At 67.3% G+C, this 17182-nt stretch carries 13 protein-coding genes; 7 read left to right on the forward strand and 6 right to left on the reverse strand.

Translation table 11 applies throughout. From position 1 onward, the window contains the following. The first annotated feature begins 25 nt into the window (after positions 1–25). Positions 26–1510 (forward strand): long-chain-fatty-acid--CoA ligase, encoded by a 1485-nt coding sequence (locus tag NWF22_RS06825; protein WP_160900021.1) that lies wholly within the window; start codon positions 26–28, stop codon positions 1508–1510. A 127-nt stretch (positions 1511–1637) separates the two neighbouring features. On the opposite strand, the gene NWF22_RS06830 is transcribed toward NWF22_RS06825, so the two are convergent. The 4 genes from NWF22_RS06830 to NWF22_RS06845 all read right to left on the reverse strand — a co-directional run bounded on the left by NWF22_RS06830 (position 1638) and on the right by NWF22_RS06845 (position 4914). After that, positions 1638–2321 (reverse strand): TrmH family RNA methyltransferase, encoded by a 684-nt coding sequence (locus NWF22_RS06830; RefSeq protein WP_160900020.1) that lies wholly within the window; start codon positions 2319–2321, stop codon positions 1638–1640. Continuing rightward, entirely contained in the window at positions 2322–2885 is a 564-nt protein-coding gene (gene pyrE / locus NWF22_RS06835) for an orotate phosphoribosyltransferase (RefSeq protein WP_160900019.1), read from the reverse strand. A 69-nt stretch (positions 2886–2954) separates the two neighbouring features. Next, positions 2955–3887, reverse strand: coding sequence for a TtfA family protein (locus NWF22_RS06840; protein WP_160900018.1), 933 nt, complete (start codon positions 3885–3887; stop codon positions 2955–2957). A 4-nt stretch (positions 3888–3891) separates the two neighbouring features. Beyond that, positions 3892–4914: a D-2-hydroxyacid dehydrogenase gene (locus NWF22_RS06845; protein ID WP_160900017.1), complete on the reverse strand. Its 1023-nt coding sequence runs from the start codon at positions 4912–4914 to the stop codon at positions 3892–3894. Positions 4915–5085: 171 nt separating this feature from the next. On the opposite strand from NWF22_RS06845, the gene NWF22_RS06850 reads away from it, so the two are divergent. From NWF22_RS06850 to NWF22_RS06875, 6 genes are all read left to right on the forward strand, one after another. Beyond that, positions 5086–6411, forward strand: a complete 1326-nt coding sequence (locus NWF22_RS06850) for an aspartate aminotransferase family protein (RefSeq protein WP_160900016.1) — start codon at positions 5086–5088, stop codon at positions 6409–6411. Continuing rightward, positions 6408–9521 (forward strand): FAD-binding and (Fe-S)-binding domain-containing protein, encoded by a 3114-nt coding sequence (locus NWF22_RS06855; RefSeq protein WP_160900015.1) that lies wholly within the window; start codon positions 6408–6410, stop codon positions 9519–9521. The genes NWF22_RS06850 and NWF22_RS06855 overlap by 4 nt, the downstream gene beginning before the upstream one ends. Before the next feature lie 2 nt (positions 9522–9523). After that, positions 9524–11029 carry an NAD-dependent succinate-semialdehyde dehydrogenase gene (locus NWF22_RS06860; protein WP_160900014.1) on the forward strand — a complete coding sequence of 502 codons (1506 nt, stop codon included), beginning with the start codon at positions 9524–9526 and terminating at the stop codon, positions 11027–11029. Between the two features lie 57 nt (positions 11030–11086). Then, a complete protein-coding gene (locus NWF22_RS06865; RefSeq protein WP_160900013.1) occupies positions 11087–12280 on the forward strand; it encodes a M24 family metallopeptidase in 1194 nt (397 codons plus the stop codon). Between the two features lie 93 nt (positions 12281–12373). Then, positions 12374–13633, forward strand: coding sequence for an aminotransferase-like domain-containing protein (locus NWF22_RS06870; RefSeq protein ID WP_160900012.1), 1260 nt, complete (start codon positions 12374–12376; stop codon positions 13631–13633). Between the two features lie 15 nt (positions 13634–13648). Continuing rightward, positions 13649–14869: a M20 family metallopeptidase gene (locus tag NWF22_RS06875; RefSeq protein WP_160900011.1), complete on the forward strand. Its 1221-nt coding sequence runs from the start codon at positions 13649–13651 to the stop codon at positions 14867–14869. Positions 14870–14924: 55 nt separating this feature from the next. Here the strand turns inward: NWF22_RS06875 and NWF22_RS06880 are convergent, their stop codons facing one another. Beyond that, on the reverse strand, positions 14925–16304 hold the full coding sequence (locus tag NWF22_RS06880; protein ID WP_160900010.1) for an MFS transporter: 1380 nt from the start codon (positions 16302–16304) through the stop codon (positions 14925–14927). Between the two features lie 137 nt (positions 16305–16441). Beyond that, positions 16442–17167, reverse strand: a complete 726-nt coding sequence (locus NWF22_RS06885; RefSeq protein ID WP_160900009.1) for a GntR family transcriptional regulator — start codon at positions 17165–17167, stop codon at positions 16442–16444. Positions 17168–17182 lie beyond the last annotated feature (15 nt).

Consider the following 17182-nt stretch of genomic DNA (forward strand, 5'->3'; position numbering starts at 1 on the left):
CTCGGATCCAGGAGAAGGACCGCCCATGACCCTCATCGACAACCTGCGCCACACCACGGAACGGCATCCTGCCGCCGTTGCCGTCAGGATGGACGACACCGAGATCACCTACGCCGAGATCAAGTCGCTGGCAGCCCGCACCGCGCGTTGGCTGCGCGACCTCGGGGTCGCGCCCGGTGACCGGGTGGCGGTGTCCATGCCCAACCTGCTGCACATGCCGGTGATCTACTACGGCATCCTCTGGGCGGGCGGCGTCGTGGTGCCGATGAATCCTCTCTACAAGGCCCGTGAGTTCGCCCATGTCCTCGCCGACAGCGGCGCCACGGCATTCTTCGCCTGGAACGGCGTCGCCGAGCAGGCTGCCAAGGGCGCCGCCGATGCCGGCGTGACCTTCGTCGAGGTCGACCCGAGCAACTTCCTCTATGAGGTGTTGTCGCACGCCGCCACCCGGGCCACCCCTCGAGCCGACGACGACACCGCGGTGATCCTCTACACATCGGGCACCACCGGCGCCCCCAAAGGTGCCGAACTGACGCACTCGAATATGACGAAGAATGCTGAGACCTGCGCCGCAGAAACACTTCTCGGTCTCGCAGCCGGCGATGTCGTGTTCGGGGGACTGCCGCTGTTCCACGTGTTCGGTCAGACCGTGATGATGAACACCGCTTTCCTGACCGGCGCCACCCTCACCCTCCTCCCGCGCTTCGAACCGCGGCGCGCGCTGGAGATCATCGAGCGCGACAAGGTGACCCACATGGGGGGTGTCCCGACGATGTACGTGGCCTTGGCTCAGTTCCCGGACCACGCGCAGTTCAACACCTCGAGCCTCACCCGCTGCGTGTCGGGGGGTGCCGCGTTGCCGGTCGAGGTCTTGTCCGCATTCGACGAGACCTACGGCGCCTCGATTCTGGAGGGCTACGGGCTGTCGGAGACGTCTGCCGCGGCCACTTTCAACCACGCGGGTCGGGTCCGGAAGCCCGGTTCGGTGGGCCAGCCGATCGAGGGCGTCGAACTGAAACTCGTCGACCCCGACTGGAACGAGGTACCCGAGGGCAGCGACGGCGAGATCGTCATCAAAGGCCACAACGTGATGAAGGGCTACTTCAACAACCCCAACGCCACCGACTCGGTGATGCACAACGGCTGGTTCCGCACCGGCGACATCGGCCGCCGCGACGAGGACGGCTACTACTACATCGTCGACCGCGCCAAGGACATGATCATCCGCGGCGGCTACAACGTCTACCCCCGCGAGATCGAGGAAGTCCTCTACACCCACCCCGCCGTCGGCAGCGCCGCCGTCGTCGGCATCCCCAGCCAGATGCACGGCGAGGAAATCGCCGCGGTGATCACCCTCAAACCGGGAATGTCGGTGACCGAGGACGAGATCAGCGAGTTCGCCAAAGAGCGCGTCGCCGCCTATAAGTACCCCCGCGTGGTGCGCATCGTCGACGCACTGCCACTCGGACCAACCGGCAAGATCCTCAAACGCGAGATCACCGTCGGCTGAAGACCTTCGGGTCAGCGGCGCTCATCCGGTCGGGGGATGAGCGCCGCTGTCCCGGGCGATCACTCAACCGCTGGTTGAGTGGCCCGAGCGAGCCCGCGAGCACGGGCGTATCGAAACCAGCCCACCGCTACCACGCCACATCCAAGTCGGCATGCCGGCGCACCCACGCATGCATCGCAATACCTGCTGCCACACCGGCATTGATGCTCCGGGTGGACCCGAACTGGGCGATCGACACGGTGAGATCGGCGTGGGCATGGGCGTCCTCACTCACACCCGGACCCTCCTGTCCGAACAACAGCACACACTCTCTGGGCAGGTCGGCCGTCTCGAGGCGCTGCGCCCCGGGCGTGTTGTCCACCGCCACCACCGCGAGTCCCTCAGAGCGCGCCCATCCGATCAGCTCGGCGACCGAATCATGGTGCATCAGATGCTGATAGCGGTCGGTGACCATCGCACCACGCCTGTTCCACCGCCGGCGTCCGACGATGTGCACAGCAGCCGCGGCGAACGCGTTGGCGGTACGTACCACCGTGCCGATGTTGGCGTCATGGGCGAAGTTCTCGATCGCGACATGAAACGGGTGTCGGCGCGCGTCGATGTCGGCAACGATCGCATCACGCGTCCAATACCGGTAGGAATCCACGACATTGCGGGTGTCCCCGTCGGCGAGGAGCTGCGCGTCGTAGCGCGGATCGGCCGGTGGTGCATCGTCATGCTCGTCGGCCCACGGTCCCACCCCCACCGCCGGAATCGACCGCGGTTGCCACTCGGTGGGTCCGGGCTGATCGTCGGCGGGTTGGTGCTCCACCTAACCCAGTCCGAGGTCGCCGAGGCCGAGCAGCGACCGATACGGCACACCGAGCGCCGAGATCACCTCATCGGCACCGGTGGCGCGGTCCACCACGGTGGCCACCCCGATCACTGTCGCACCGGCTTCGCGCGCCGCCTCCACCGCCGTCGACGGGGACGCACCGGTGGTGGAGGTGTCCTCGACGACGAGGACGTTGCGCCCGGCGATGTCGGGACCCTCGATCCGTCGCTGCATGCCGTGGGTCTTGGTGGCCTTGCGCACCACGAACGCATCGATCGGCCGGCCGGCGGCATGCATGATCGAGGTCGCCACCGGATCGGCCCCCAAGGTCAGTCCGCCCACCGAGTCGTACTCCCAGTCGGCGGTCAACTCCCGCATCAGGCTGCCGATCAGACGCGATGCCTCGTGATGCAAGGTCGCCCGACGCAGATCGACGTAGTAGTCGGCTTCCTTGCCCGACGACAACGTCACCCGCCCGTGCACCACGGCGAGGTCGGTGACCAACTGCGCCAACCGCGATCGATCATCGGTACTCACGCTGTTCGGGGCGGACGAGGACATGTCAGGCTCGCTTCTCGAGGTCGATGTGGGATGTCGGTGGCGTCGGATATCCGGCGGTCGGCGACCGGCTCAGTCCTTGCGGTGCCGGTTGGGCCGCTCCGCCGGCGGCGGTGTGCCCGGCGGCATGTCATAGGGACGCTGCGGCGGGCGCACCGGCATCGGCTGCATCCGACGTCCCGGCGCCGATTCCGGTGCCGCGCTCCATGCCCGGGTCGGTGACGGCGGGGCGTCGTCACCCACGGCGGTCGTGGCCTCCTCCGGTGGCGGCTCGTCGGACGCGGCGGCCAATCGGGCGCGGCGCTGCTTGTCCCGCATCGACTCGGTCTTCTCGTCGGCCAACTCGGCGCGCGTGGGGCCGTGGGGATCGCGGGGATCGGGCGCATCCTGGGGATCGACGGTCGGCGGGAGCACTCGCAGCAGGTCGGCGAAGCGCCGCACCACCTCGAGTCCGGTGTCGAGTTGGGCATCCTCGGTGGTCAAGGGCATCGATCCCAGGACCCAGTTGCCCTCGTTCCACAGCACCTCGATGAACGGTGGGGCGTTGTTGGCCAGGGCCACCATCCGCCGGTCGCACACCCGGCGTGCGACGTCGAGGTTGTTGGAGAACATGACGCGCGGACCCATCGCACCCAGCAACTCGACATCTTCCTCGGCGGGTGCGAGCACATCCTCATGCCGCAGGTCGACCACCACCGACGACGGCGTCGCCCGCCGAACCGCGACCACCGTGGCCGTCTCCGCCAGGTCGAAGACCACCGCCTCGGTGCCACCGAAGTGACCGAAGGCGACGTCCTGCACCGCGACCCGGTCCGGCACATTCATCGTCGCGCGGTGAAAAACCTTGCGCAGCTTATTGTCCGTCTCCCGGAACTTGAACTCGTGTGCGTCCCCCCACACCGCTCGCCGGTGCCGCACGGCACTCGAGCGCTGCCGGTCGAGCCACAACAGGGCGACCGCACCGGCCAGCGCCAACACGGCGATCACGAAATACACGATGGTCATCGCGCTACAGCCTACTATCGCCGCCCGTGCGTGTAGCGCTCACGACGTATCCACGATCTTTGTCGACCACATTGCCCAATGTGTCCGCGAGGTGTCCCTCGGTCTCGAGGTAGCGACGCAGATTGGTGAGGAACTGATCGGCGAGCACATCACGCCACCCCACCACGTCACCGCTCATATGTGCCGAGATGGCCACGTTGTCCATCGCCCAGAACGGACTCGACGGATCGAGCGGTTCGTCGGTGAACACGTCCAGGGAGGCCGCGCCGATCTCACCCTGCTGCAGCGCCGCGATCAAGGCCGGTTCGTCGACGAGCTGCCCGCGGCCCACGTTCACGAGATGTGCGTCGGGACGCATGGCCCGCAGCACCGTGGCGTCGATCATCCGTTCGGTCTGGGAGGTGAGCGGCGCGATGGCCACCACCGTGTCGAAGTCACCGACGTGGGCGGCCAGGTCGACAGTGGGGACGACGGTCCCGAAGTCGGGGTCGTCGGCGCGCGCGGTGCGCCCCGCCCCGGTCACCTCGACGCCGACGGCGCGGAGCAGACGTGCGGTGGCCCGGCCGATGCCGCCGGTTCCGATGACCAACGCCGATGTGCCCTCGGTACGGGTGGTCTCGCGGTGCTGCCACACCCGCTGGTCCTGCAACCTTCGGGACACGTGCAGTTGCTTGTGCTGCGCGAGGACCGATGCGAGTACGAACTCGGCGATGGGGCGGTCGAACACCCCCGCGGCGTTGGTGACCACGATCGGCGAGGAGCGCAGATCGTCGAACAGCAGCGAATCGACCCCGGCCGCGCACACATGCACCCAGCGCAGATCCGCGGTCGCCGGACCCCAGTTGTCCTTGAGGGCGCGGGAGAAGAAATCCCATACCAGCAGGACGTCGGCGCCCGTCAGTGCCGTCGGCAAGGTCTGCGCGGTACACGGCCGGATGGTGGCGAGATCGGAGATCTCATCGAGGTTGGTCGGGTCCGGGACCCCGTCGGCCCCCAGGATCGCGATGATCGGTCGTTGTGTGGCCACGCCTCACCGTAACCAGAGCCGCTCGTTCCGGCCGCAGCTACGGGTTTTGGCCGCACTTCCGACCCCAAGCCAGAACCTGAAACTGCGGCCGGAAACCTCGACGACGACGGACCCGACCAGCCTCGATGTCTAATTGTTGACAATCCGACGATCGACCGTCACCGTGTACGCATGACCGTCACTGCCGAAACCATGCAGACCGCCCAGACCGCATCGCTGAGCCCCGCACTGAAACAGGCGACGCCCGTCGTCGTCGACCACGCGCAGGGCTCCTGGATTCATGGCACCGACGGCCACGACTACCTCGACTTCACCACCGGCATCGGTGTCACCAGCACCGGCCACTGCCACCCGCGCGTGGTCGCCGCCGCCCAGGAGCAGTGCACCAAGATCATCCACGCCCAGTACACGACGGTGATGCATCCGCCGCTGCTGGAACTGACCGAGAAGCTCGGCGGCGTCCTGCCACTCGGCCTCGACTCGGTGTTCTACGCCAACTCCGGTTCCGAAGCCGTCGAGGCCGCCATCCGGCTGGCCCGCATGGCCACCGCCCGCCCGAACATCATCGTCTTCCAGGGCGGCTTCCACGGCCGCACCGTGGCCGCGGCCAGCCTGACCACCGCAGGCACCCGCTTCTCGGCCGGCTTCTCCCCGCTCATGTCGGGTGTGCACATGTCCCCGTTCCCTTACGCCTACCGCTACGGCTGGGACACCGACGCCGCCGTCGACTTCGCGTTGCGTGAGCTCGACTACCTGCTGCAGTCGCGGGTGGCGCCCAATGACACCGCCGCGTTCCTCATCGAGCCGGTCCTCGGCGACGGCGGATACCTGCCCACCCCGCCACGGTTCCTGGAGGGTCTGCGCGAGCGTGCCGATCGCCACGGCATCCTGTTCATCCTCGACGAGGTGCAGGCCGGTTTCGGTCGCACCGGCAAGTTCTGGGGACATCAGCATGCGACGGATCTCACGCCCGACATCCTGATCACCGCCAAGGGCCTCGCGTCGGGCTTCCCCATCTCGGCGATCGCCGCGTCGACCGAGCTGATGAGCAAGGCCTGGCCCGGGTCCCAGGGCGGCACCTACGGCGGCAACGCGGTCGCCGCGGCGGCCGCCATCGCCACCATCGACGTGATCCGCGATGAGAACCTCGTGGAGAACGCACGCGTCCGCGGCATGCAGCTGCTCAGCGGATTGCAGGACATCGCCGCACGTTTCGACGCGATCGGCGACGTGCGTGGCCTGGGACTGATGGCGGGCATCGAGTTCGTCGCGCGCGGCGACGGCGACGTCCCGGTACCCGATGCGGCTGCCGCCGCCGCGGTGCAGCAGGCCACCACCCGCCACGGGCTGCTCACCCTGACCTGCGGCCCGGCCGGAAACGTGGTGCGCCTCATCCCTGCGCTGGTGGTGACCGAGGACGAGATCGCGCTGGGGCTGGAGCGGTTCGCGACCACCCTGTCCGATGTGTTCGCAGACGATACGCTCGGGCAGAGATGACCGATGTCGACACCAGGGGATCCGCTCGCGCCGGAGACTTAGACGTTTCCGGCGACCTCACCGCGCTCGGTGTCGAGGTCGACACCGCGCCGCGGCGGCTCGCCGAGTATTCCTACGACGCTTCCAATTACCGGATTCGCCCACTGGCGGTGGTGTTCCCGCACACCGATCGCGATGTGGCGCGCACCGCCGCGTACTGCCATGCCCACGGCATCGCGCTCATCGCGCGCGGCGGCGGTACGTCGATGGCCGGCAACGCCATCGGGCGGGGTGTGGTCATCGACCTGTCCCGCCACATGCACCAGGTGCGTGCGGTGGACGCCGAGGAGGCCACCGCGGTCGCCGACAGCGGCATCGTGCTCACCACACTCGCGGCCCACGCCCGCTCGGTCACCGACGGCCGGCTCACATTTGCACCCGATCCGTCGTCGGCGTCGCGGGCCACGCTCGGTGGCGCCATCGGCAACGACGCCTGCGGCAATCACTCGGTGCGGCACGGCCGCACCACCGATCACGTCGAGGAACTCTTCCTCGTCACCGCCGACGGATTGCGCCTGACCGCCACCCGTACCGGGATCAGCGCGACCGACCCCTCCGACACCGACGCCGCCGCACGCGCCGACCTGCTGACCGCGCAGTTGCGGGATCTGACCGCACGCAACCTGGCGATCTTGCGCACCGACCTGGAGACCATCCCGCGCCAGGTGTCCGGCTACCACCTATCGAAGATGTTGCCGGAGAACGGGTTCGACGTGGCACGGGCACTCGTCGGGAGTGAGGGCACGTGCGCGATCGTGGTTGCGGCCCGGGTGCGTCTGGTTCCGGTGGCCACCTCGCCGTTGCTGCTGTGCGTCGGGTACCCGACGGTCAGCGACGCGGCGCGCGATGTCCCGACGATCCTGCCCTACGCGCCGTCGGCGGTGGAGGGCATCGACCGCAAGATCGTCGCCACCATGGCTGCGCGACGTGGTCGGGACACCGTCGCCGCCTTGCCCGGCATCGCCGATCGAGACTGCACGGCGTGGCTGTTCATCGATCTCGATGAGCACAGCGCCACACAGCTTTCCGAGACCGATGTGGCGGCCACCGCCAAGCGGTTGCTCGACGAGCTCCGGGCCGGCGGGCGGATGATCGCCGGCACCACCGTGCCCGATCCGGTTGCGCGCAAGTCGCTCTGGCGGGTCCGCGAGGACGGCGCCGGGCTCTCCTCGCGCCTGGCCGATCCCGATGACGACGGCGCCGACAGCGGGTACGAATCATGGCCCGGCTGGGAGGACGCGGCCGTCGCGCCGGAGCGTCTGGCCGACTATCTCGACGATTTCACCGGGCTCCTCGACCATCACGACCTCACCGGGGTGATGTACGGCCACTTCGGCGCGGGGTGCATGCATGTGCGGATCACGTTCGACCTGCGCTCCGCCGAGGGCCGCGCGACGATGGACCGGTTCTGTTCCGAGGCAGCGCGTCTCGTCGTCGAGCACGGCGGCTCGCTGTCCGGCGAGCACGGTGACGGCCGGGCGCGCTCGGCGCTGCTGCCGGTGATGTACTCGCCGGCGATGCTCGACGCCTTCGCGGAGTTCAAACGGATCTGGGACCCGCAGGGGGTGCTCAACCCGGGCTCCATCGTCGACCCGGACCCGATCACCGACGATCTCGCGCTCGCCGAGGTGCCCGCGCGCCGCTGGCCGACGATGTTCGACCTCGGCCACGGGGCCGGCTCCACACAAGCGGCCACCCCGGACCCGGGCCGCCAGCAGCTACTCCTCGACCCGTTCGTGCACGCTGTGCAGGGCTGCATCGGTGTCGGACGATGCCGCGCGTCGTCGGGCGGGGTGATGTGCCCGAGCTACCGGGCCACCGGTGACGAGAAGGATTCCACCCGCGGACGTGCGCGGGTGCTGCAGGAGATGGTGCGCACCGCCCCGGACATCGACTCCGGTTGGCGGTCAACCGATGTGGCCGAGGCACTGGACCTGTGCCTGTCCTGCAAGGCGTGCTCCACCGACTGCCCGACCGGCGTCGACATGGCCACCTACAAGGCCGAGTTCCTGCACCACCACTACGCCGGACGACGACGTCCCCTGTCGCACTATTCGCTGGGTTGGATGCCCGCCTGGCTCGGCATCGCCGGCGCGTTGGCCCCGATCCTCAATGCGAGTCTCGACAGCCCGCTGCGACGGATCGCCGCCCGCGCCGGTGGCCTCGATCCACGCCGGAGCATGCCCCGGTTCGCGCGGCGCCGCGATCGGCGCCGCCACCTGAAGGCGCTGCCGGCGGTCACGTCGACGACCGAGACGATTCTGTTCGTCGACTCGTTCACCCAGGCGTTTCGGCCGCAGGTCGCGACTGCCGCTGCCGAGGTGCTCGGTGCGACCGGTGACCGCGTCGGCTGCAGCGCCGACAACTGCTGCGCGCTGACCTGGATCTCCACCGGTCAGCTCGAACACGCACGGAAGGTGCTGACGCGCACCGCCGACGCGCTCGACGACGGCACCGACCGGCCGATCGTGCTGCCCGAACCGAGTTGCGCCGCCGCACTGCGCAAGGATCTACCCGAACTGGTCGACAAGGACGCCGCCCGACGCGTCGCCGCGCGGGTGCACAGTTTCGCCGACTACCTCCCCCGGCTCATCGAGCAGGGCTGGACTCCGCCCGGTCTGCCCGAGTCGGTGACCCTGCAGACGCACTGCCACGAATATGCCGTCTTCGGAGCCCGGACCGGGGCGAAGGTGCTCGAATCGCTGGGCGTGCAGGTGCACACGGCCGACGGGTGTTGCGGCGTCGCGGGCAACTTCGGTTTCGAGCGTGGGCACTACGAGGTCAGCGTCGCGGTATCGGAGAACGCGCTGGCGCCCGCACTGCGCGTGGCACCGGATCGGCCGGTCATCACCGACGGATTCAGTTGCGCCATGTCCGTCGATCATCTCGCCGACACCGACGCCGAGATCGATGCCACCGGCATCCACCTCGCCGAACTCCTCACCCAGCCCGCGCCGACGGCACCCGCTTCTCCGCCGACGGAACCCGCAGAAGCGCCGACAGAACCCGCTTTTCCGTCGACAGAATCCGATCCCGCATCCACCGACCCCGACAATTCGAGAGGAGCGTGACCATGACGGCCACCATCCCCACCACGGACGCGTCGCAGGCCATCGCGCGTCTCCACACCGATCTGTTCATCGACGGTCAGTGGCGGCCCGCGGCAGCCGGCGCCACATTCACCGTGGACAACCCGGCCACCGGGCAGCCATTGGCCGTGGTCGCCGACGGCAACGCCGACGACGCGCGCAGTGCACTGCAGGCCGCTGCCGAACACCAGGCCGCGTGGGCCGCGACCTCACCGCGCTCACGCAGCGAGATCCTGTATCGCGCATACCAGCTCATCATGGATCGCGTCGACGAGATCGCCGCGGTGATGACCGCCGAGATGGGCAAGCCGTTCGCGGAGGCCAAGGGGGAGGTCGCCTACGGCGCCGAGTTCTTCCGCTGGTTCGCCGAGGAAGCCGTGCGTATCGGCGGCGATCACACGGTCACCGGCGACGGCAACAACCGGGTGATCGTCAGCAAGCAGCCGGTCGGTCCGTGCATCCTCATCACCCCGTGGAACTTCCCGCTCGCCATGGGCACCCGCAAGATCGGACCCGCGGTCGCCGCGGGCTGCACGATGGTGTTCAAACCCGCCGAACTCACCCCGCTGACCGCGCTGCTGCTCACCGACATCCTGCGTGACGCGGGTCTGCCCGACGGTGTGCTCAATGTGGTGACCACCACCGACCCCGGTGCCGTGGTGGGTGAATGGATGTCCTCGGGCCAGGCCCGCAAGGTGAGTTTCACCGGCTCCACCGAGGTCGGCAAGATCCTGCTCGGCCAGGCGGCCGGGACGGTGATGCGGACGTCGATGGAACTCGGCGGCAATGCACCGTTCATCGTGTGCGCCGACGCCGACGTCGACCGCGCCATCGACGGCGTGATGGTCGCCAAGATGCGCAACATGGGTCAGGCGTGCACCGCGGCCAACCGGATCTTCGTCCACCGCGACGTGCTCGACGACTTCACCGAGAAGCTGGCCACCCGGATGAGTGGCCTGGTCGTCGGCGACGGCGCTGCCGACGGCACCCAGGTCGGGCCGCTCGTCGAAGAGAAGGCCACCGACAAGGTCACCACCCTGGTGTCCGATGCGGTCGAGCGCGGGGCGCGGATCGTCTGCGGTGGAACAGTGTCCGACGGCCCTGGGCACTTCTACCCGCCGACCGTGCTGACCGATGTGGACCCGGGCGCCGACCTCATGCACACCGAGATCTTCGGTCCGGTCGCGGCGATCATCCCGTTCGGTAGCACAGTAGGCGATGCCACCTCCGACGACGACGAGGTGCTGCGCCTGGCCAACGACACCCCGTGGGGCCTGGTCGGCTACCTCTACACCCAGGACATCGATCGCGCCGACCGACTGTCGGCCGCCCTCGAGGTCGGCATGGTCGGGGTCAACACCGGACTCGTGTCCAATCCGGCCGCCCCATTCGGCGGCATCAAGCAGTCCGGCCTCGGCCGCGAGGGCGGTCGACTCGGCATCGAGGAGTTTCTCGACATAAAGTATGTAGCGCGGCCGATCACCCGCTGACGCAACATATTCCACCGGACGCCACGCGGCCGGGGATGACCCGACAGGAGACCACGGATGTACCTCGGCGCTCAGCTGTTCACCGACAGCGAGTACGAACAGCGCCTGACCCGTGTCCGTGAACTCATGGACCGGCAGGGCCTTTCGGCGATCATCGTCACCGATCCCGCCAACATCTTCTATCTCATCGGGTACAACGCGTGGTCGTTCTACACCCCGCAGATGCTGTTCGTACCGATCGAGGGCGAAGTGGTGTTCTTCGCCCGTGAGATGGATGCCCATGGCGCGCATCGCACCACCTGGCTCCCAGCCGAACAGATCGTCGGCTATCCGGAGAGCTACGTGCACCGACCGCATGTCCACGCCTTCGACTGGGTGGCGTGGGCGCTGCGGCAGCGTCACCTGATCGCCCCGGCTTCCCGCGCCGGTTCGGTCGGCCTCGAGATGGACTCGCACTTCTTCTCCCCCAAGGCATATCGCGCGCTCTACAACGCGATTCCGGAGTGGAAGCTGGTGGACAACTTCGAGCTCGTCAACTGGGTGCGGTCGGTCAAGTCCGACGCCGAGATCCAGCTGATGCGGCAGGCGGGCATGGTGTGTTCGGAGGCGATGCGCGCCGCCATCGAGACCATCGATGTCGGTGTTCGGCAATGCGATGCGGCCGCAGCCATCTCGCAGGCGCAGATCACCGGCACTCCGGACTTCGGCGGCGACTACCCGTCCATCGTGCCGATGATGCCGACCGGTGCCGCCGCCGACACCCCCCACCTGACCTGGCATCAGGGCACCTTCGTCGAGAACGAGGCGGTTGTCATCGAGCTCACCGGTGCGCACAACCGTTACCACTGCCCGCTGGCCCGGACCGTGTCGCTGGGCCGGCCGACCGATGAACTCGACTACGTGGCGAAGGCGACCGCCGAGGGTCTCAACAACGTGCTCGAGGCCATCCGTCCCGGGGTTGCCACCCGTGAGCTCGCCTCCACCTGGAACTGGACGCTCGCCAAGTACGGACTGGAAAAGCCCTCGCGCCTGGGCTATTCGATCGGCATCGGCTATCCGCCGGATTGGGGTGAACGCACCATCAGCATCCGTAGCGAGGACGAGACCATCCTCGAGACCAACATGACCTTCCACATCGTCTGCGGCATGTGGATGGAAGACTACGGCTTCGAGCTTTCCGAATCGGTGCGGGTCAGCCCCACCGGGGTGGAGACCTTCACCAGCTTCCCGCGAGAGCTGATCCGAAAATGAAACCCCGGACCCCGAGGTGCGAGCTCGCGAGCATCACGGAGGGCCGCCCGCACCGACCACAACCACGACCGACACGAGAGAGGTGAAACCCCGATGACCACCACCACAACCGACACCCCCCACGACCTCCACGAGTTGCGCCGATCGGCGCCGACCCTGCCACTGGCGGGGCGCGCCAAGGATCTGGTCGGCTCGATGATCGACTCGTCGACCTCCCTGCTGGCCGCCCAGTCCCATGACATCGTGCGGTTCGCGATGGGGTCGCCGGCCGACGAAGCCGTCCCCGCCGACGAATTCCGGCAGATCGCCGGTGAGATCCTCGATCACACCTCGTTCACCTACGGCGCCACCGAGGGGGAGCCGCGCCTGCTGCAGCTGCTCGTCGACTACCTGGCGACCACCCCGGACCCGTCGAGCCTCGACCGTCTGGTGATCACCACCGGCGGCATGCAGGGTCTCGACCTCGCATGCAAACTGTTCGTCGACCCCGGCGACCTCGTCATCGTCGAGTCACCCACCTACACCAACGGCAGCGCCACCGCGCTGTCCTACGGAGCGCAGCTGCTCGAGGTACCCACCGACGAGGACGGTATGCAGGTGGACACCCTCGAGGACCTCGTCGCCCACACGCATCAGACCCCCAAGGCCATCTACACGATCCCCACCTTCCAGAATCCTTCGGGTGTCACCCTTTCCGAGGAACGTCGCCGCGAACTGCTGCACCTGGCCCACAAGTGGGGCGCGGTGATCATCGACGACGATCCGTACGGACTGTTGCGTTTCGCCGGCGAGGACCTGCCCACCTTCCAGACACTGAGTCCGCAGGACCCGTTGATCTTCTCGGTGCGCACCTTCTCGAAGATCCTTGCGCCCGGATGGCGGGTCGGCTGGGTGGACGCCGACGCTTCCCTGCGTCAGTTGCTGATCAACGGCAAACAGGCGATGGACACCTGCACCAACGTCCCCAACCAGCACATCGTCGCCGAGTACATCGCGCGCGGCGGCCTCGAGGATCACCTGGCGGGTATCCGCAAGCTCTACCGCGAGCGCAAGGAGGCGATGCAGGCGTCGATCGCCCGCCACCTCGGCGATCGGGTCGAGACCACCGACCCCGACGGCGGATTCTTCCTCTGGGTGACGCTGCGTGACGAGTTCGCCGAGATCGACACCCGGGAGCTGTTCGAGGTTGCCCTGGCCGACGGAGTCGCGTTCATCCCGGGTCCGGCACTGTCGCCGGGCGGACGTTTCCGCAACGCCATGCGGCTGTGCTTCGCCTCCAGCACCCCTGAGCGGATCGAGGAGGGCATCAAGCGCCTGTCCGGCAGCCTGGAGAAGATGGCCCATACTGGGTAGGAGAACGATCCGACGATGAGGCGAGCAGCCGGAGGTGGCGAGGTGTCCCTGTCAGAAGCCGAGGCCGGCGTGTTGTCGCACATCAATGCCGACACTGTGGCAATGCTCACCGCGAGCCTGGTGGAGGCATCGAGCGAGAATCCCGGCGGTACCGAGGCCGCCGCTGTCGACGTGCTCGAAAAGGCCTGCCGGAGCGCAGGTTTTTCTGTCACCACCCGTGAGGTGGCACCGGGTCGCCCGAATCTGGTCGCCACCATGGCCGCCGGCGACGGCCCCGGCCTGATGCTGCTGGGTCACTCCGATGTGGTACCGGCCGGACCGGGGTGGTCGGCGGACCCGTATCGGGCGCGTTACGCCGATGGCCGGCTGTACGGTCGCGGCGCCACCGACATGAAGGGCGGTCTGGCCGCCGCGGTGGTGGCGATGCAGGCACTGTCACATGCCGCGGCGTACGGCGCCGAACTCACCGGCCCGGTGCAACTGGTCTGCACCGTCGACGAGGAGGAACACGGCATCGGCGTGCGCGACTTCGTCGCCCAGCAACCCGATCACGAGTTCGCCGGCTGCATCGTCGCCGAGCCCACTGAACTGGAAGTGGTCCGCGGCTGCCGAGGTGCGTCCTACATCGAGATCGACATCACCGGTCACGCAGCACATTCCGGTCGTCCCGCGGACGGACGCAGCGCCATCAACGCAGCCGCCTCCATCATCGACCTGATCCGATTCGATCACGAACAGCTCGCCATGACCGCCGACGACCTGCTCGGTTCGGGAACCTGGAATGTCGGTACCATAGCCGGCGGGCAGGGCATCTCCGTGGTTGCACCGACGTGCAATCTGGGTATCGACCGGCGTCTCATGCCCGACGAGGACGCCCACCGCATCGCAGCCGAACTGCGCCAGGCGATCTCACAGGATGGTATCGACACCGACGGGGTGTCCGTGGACGTGCGGGTCACCATGGAGATGCCGGGGTTTGCCACCGATGAGTCGCATCCGCTGGTGAGCACCACGGTGGGCGCGATCACCGACGCCGGCGCCACGACCTCTGTGGGAGGGTGGAGCGCCGCGTGCGACGGCGGATTCGTCAGCCGCGACCTCGGTATCCCGTCGATCGTGTGCGGCCCCGGTGAGATCCACAGCCAGGCCCATCAGCCCGACGAATCGGTCGCCATCGCCGACCTCGAAACCGCGGCCCGAGCCTATGCGCTGACCGCCCTGCGCTTGCTGAGCTGAGCGCGGCCGGCGCTCTCGGAGAACCCGGCACAACCGCTCCCCGTGGACTCGATCCTCAGCCCGCCTGCGCAGCCATCGCCAGATCCCGTTCCTTCGACGGGATCTCGGTGCCGCGGATCGAGACGCCTGCGGTCTCCTTGAGGAAGTACACCGCGACCATACCGATCGCGCATGCGGCCATCATGTACACCGCGGGGAACAGATTCCACCCGGAATTCTCCACCACAGCGTCATTCACCAGAGGAGCCGTACCACCGAATGCGGCGGTCGCGACGTTGTAGGAGATCGCGAAGCCCGCATAGCGCACCTGGGTCGGGAACATGGCCGGGAAGGTCGCGGAGATGGTCGCCAGCTGAGGAATGTAGAGCAACCCCAGGATGACGAACCCGATGATGGCCCAGCCGAATCCCTGTCCCATCAGCCAGTACAGCGGAAGCGCCAGCACGAACAACCCGATCAGCGATGACCACCACATCGGTTTTCGTCCAGTGCGGTCCGACCAGGCCCCGAAGAACGGGATGACCGCCATCATCACCAGCTGGCCGATGAGGATGACCGCGGTACTGGTGTCAGTGCTCATCCCGATGGTGTTCTCGAGGTACGTCGGCTGGTAGGCCAGCAAGGTGTAGTTGGCCACGTTGAGCGCGATGACCATGCCGAACATGACGGTCAACGGTTGCCAGTACTTCTTGATCAGGTCGATCAGTTCTTGACCCGGCGATGCCTCCAGCTTGTGCTCCTCCTCGAGCTCCTCGAAGACCGGGGACTCGTCGACCTGGGTGCGCAGGTACAGACCGACCAAACCGAGTGGCAGGGCAAAGAAGAACGGCAGCCGCCAGCCCCAGGTCGCCATGGCGTCATCGCTGAGCAGCAGATCGAGTCCCAGCACGATCGCGGATCCCAGGACGAAGCCACCCAGGGTGCCGAACTCCAGGAAACTGCCGTAGCGTCCACGCTTCTTGTCCGGCGCATACTCGGCCATGAACGTCGCGGCACCACCGTACTCACCGCCGGTGGAGAAGCCCTGGATCACGCGGAGCAAGATGAGCAGCACCGGCGCCCACGCGCCTGCCACGGCATGGGTGGGCAGCACACCGATCAAGGCGGTGGCGCCGGAGATCAGCACGATGGTGAGCGCGAGCACCGACCGTCGGCCGATCCGGTCACCGATCGGCCCCCAGATGAAACCGCCGAGTGGTCGGAGGATGAAGGAGATCGCGAATCCGAGCATGGTGCCCAGCGTTCCGAGGTCGCCGGGAAAGAAGACATCGGTCAGATACGTGGCGGTCGCGGCGTAGACGCCGTAGTCATACCACTCGGTGGCGTTGCCGATCGCAGATGCGCTGATGGCTTTGCGGAGGATCGACTTTCCCTCGGGAGATTCCGGATCCGGTCGGGGATGTGCATGTGCGCCTGTTGCGCCGGCATTCGTCATCTGCGCCTTCCTCTGATGGTTCGGCCAGTTGTCGTGTGCTGCTTGTCATGTGCGCGCTGTTTACCTCAACTGAATGAGACTATGACAATCGAGCAACAACGGGAAGGCCGATCACATCACGAGAAGCAAGCTCGCAATCACCCCGCCGAGACCTCGCCCACCAGGTCCGGGGTCTCGTCGTCCACCAGTCGATGAAGTCCGTCGTTCATGTGCTCGATCATCAGCGCGTCGGCTGCCGCCACGTCCCCCGCCGCGATGGCATCCACCAGCGCCTGATGCTCTTCTATCCGTTCCTTTCCCGACGCGTACGTTCCGCGCATCGCCCGCAGACACATCCTGGTCTCCACCAGAATTGTTTCGTGCAGCCTCGAAAGGCGCTGGCTGGCAGCGTGTTCCACCAGTGTCTGATGGAAACGCATGTCGGCGTCCGCCATCTCGACCCCGTTCGGGTCGTCGATGAACTCGTTCATCTGAGCGACCGCATCATTCAGGTCGTCAATCGCGTCGTGATCCCCACGATAGATCACCTGTTCCACCGCGGCACGTTCGACCGCGGTTCTCGCCACGTACATGTCGCGAATGTCCGAATTATCCATGGAGACAACGAAAAGCCCGCGGTTTCGATGACTGACCAGCAGCCCCTCCGCCGTGAGTCGCTGCATCGCCTCGCGTAGTGGACCGCGGCTCACGCCCAGGTCGGCAGCGAGCCCTGATTCGGTCAGCTGGGAGCCGGGCGGGAAGTCGCCGTTGGCGATCGCATCGTGGAGTTTGCGGGCGATGATCGCCGGCGTCGACTCCTGTACGAGCGGGGTCAGGACCCGCCTTCGTCCCGACCCTCTCGGCCGCGTCTCTGTCATCTGCATTTCCCCTTTGTTCTA

The sequence above is a fragment of the Gordonia mangrovi genome (assembly GCF_024734075.1).
In the GTDB taxonomy this organism is placed as follows: Bacteria; Actinomycetota; Actinomycetes; order Mycobacteriales; family Mycobacteriaceae; genus Gordonia; species Gordonia mangrovi.

Excerpts from the sequence above, each read along its gene's own strand:
- NWF22_RS06870 (WP_160900012.1), top strand. The coding sequence starts at position 12,374 with ATGACCACCACCACAACCGACACCCCCCACGACCTCCACGAGTTGCGC.
- NWF22_RS06850 (WP_160900016.1), top strand. The coding sequence starts at position 5,086 with ATGACCGTCACTGCCGAAACCATGCAGACCGCCCAGACCGCATCGCTG.
- pyrE (WP_160900019.1), bottom strand. The coding sequence starts at position 2,885 with ATGTCCTCGTCCGCCCCGAACAGCGTGAGTACCGATGATCGATCGCGG.
- NWF22_RS06855 (WP_160900015.1), top strand. The coding sequence starts at position 6,408 with ATGACCGATGTCGACACCAGGGGATCCGCTCGCGCCGGAGACTTAGAC.
- NWF22_RS06865 (WP_160900013.1), top strand. The coding sequence starts at position 11,087 with ATGTACCTCGGCGCTCAGCTGTTCACCGACAGCGAGTACGAACAGCGC.
- NWF22_RS06825 (WP_160900021.1), top strand. The coding sequence starts at position 26 with ATGACCCTCATCGACAACCTGCGCCACACCACGGAACGGCATCCTGCC.
- NWF22_RS06880 (WP_160900010.1), bottom strand. The coding sequence starts at position 16,304 with ATGACGAATGCCGGCGCAACAGGCGCACATGCACATCCCCGACCGGAT.
- NWF22_RS06860 (WP_160900014.1), top strand. The coding sequence starts at position 9,524 with ATGACGGCCACCATCCCCACCACGGACGCGTCGCAGGCCATCGCGCGT.
- NWF22_RS06875 (WP_160900011.1), top strand. The coding sequence starts at position 13,649 with ATGAGGCGAGCAGCCGGAGGTGGCGAGGTGTCCCTGTCAGAAGCCGAG.
- NWF22_RS06885 (WP_160900009.1), bottom strand. The coding sequence starts at position 17,167 with ATGCAGATGACAGAGACGCGGCCGAGAGGGTCGGGACGAAGGCGGGTC.
- NWF22_RS06840 (WP_160900018.1), bottom strand. The coding sequence starts at position 3,887 with ATGACCATCGTGTATTTCGTGATCGCCGTGTTGGCGCTGGCCGGTGCG.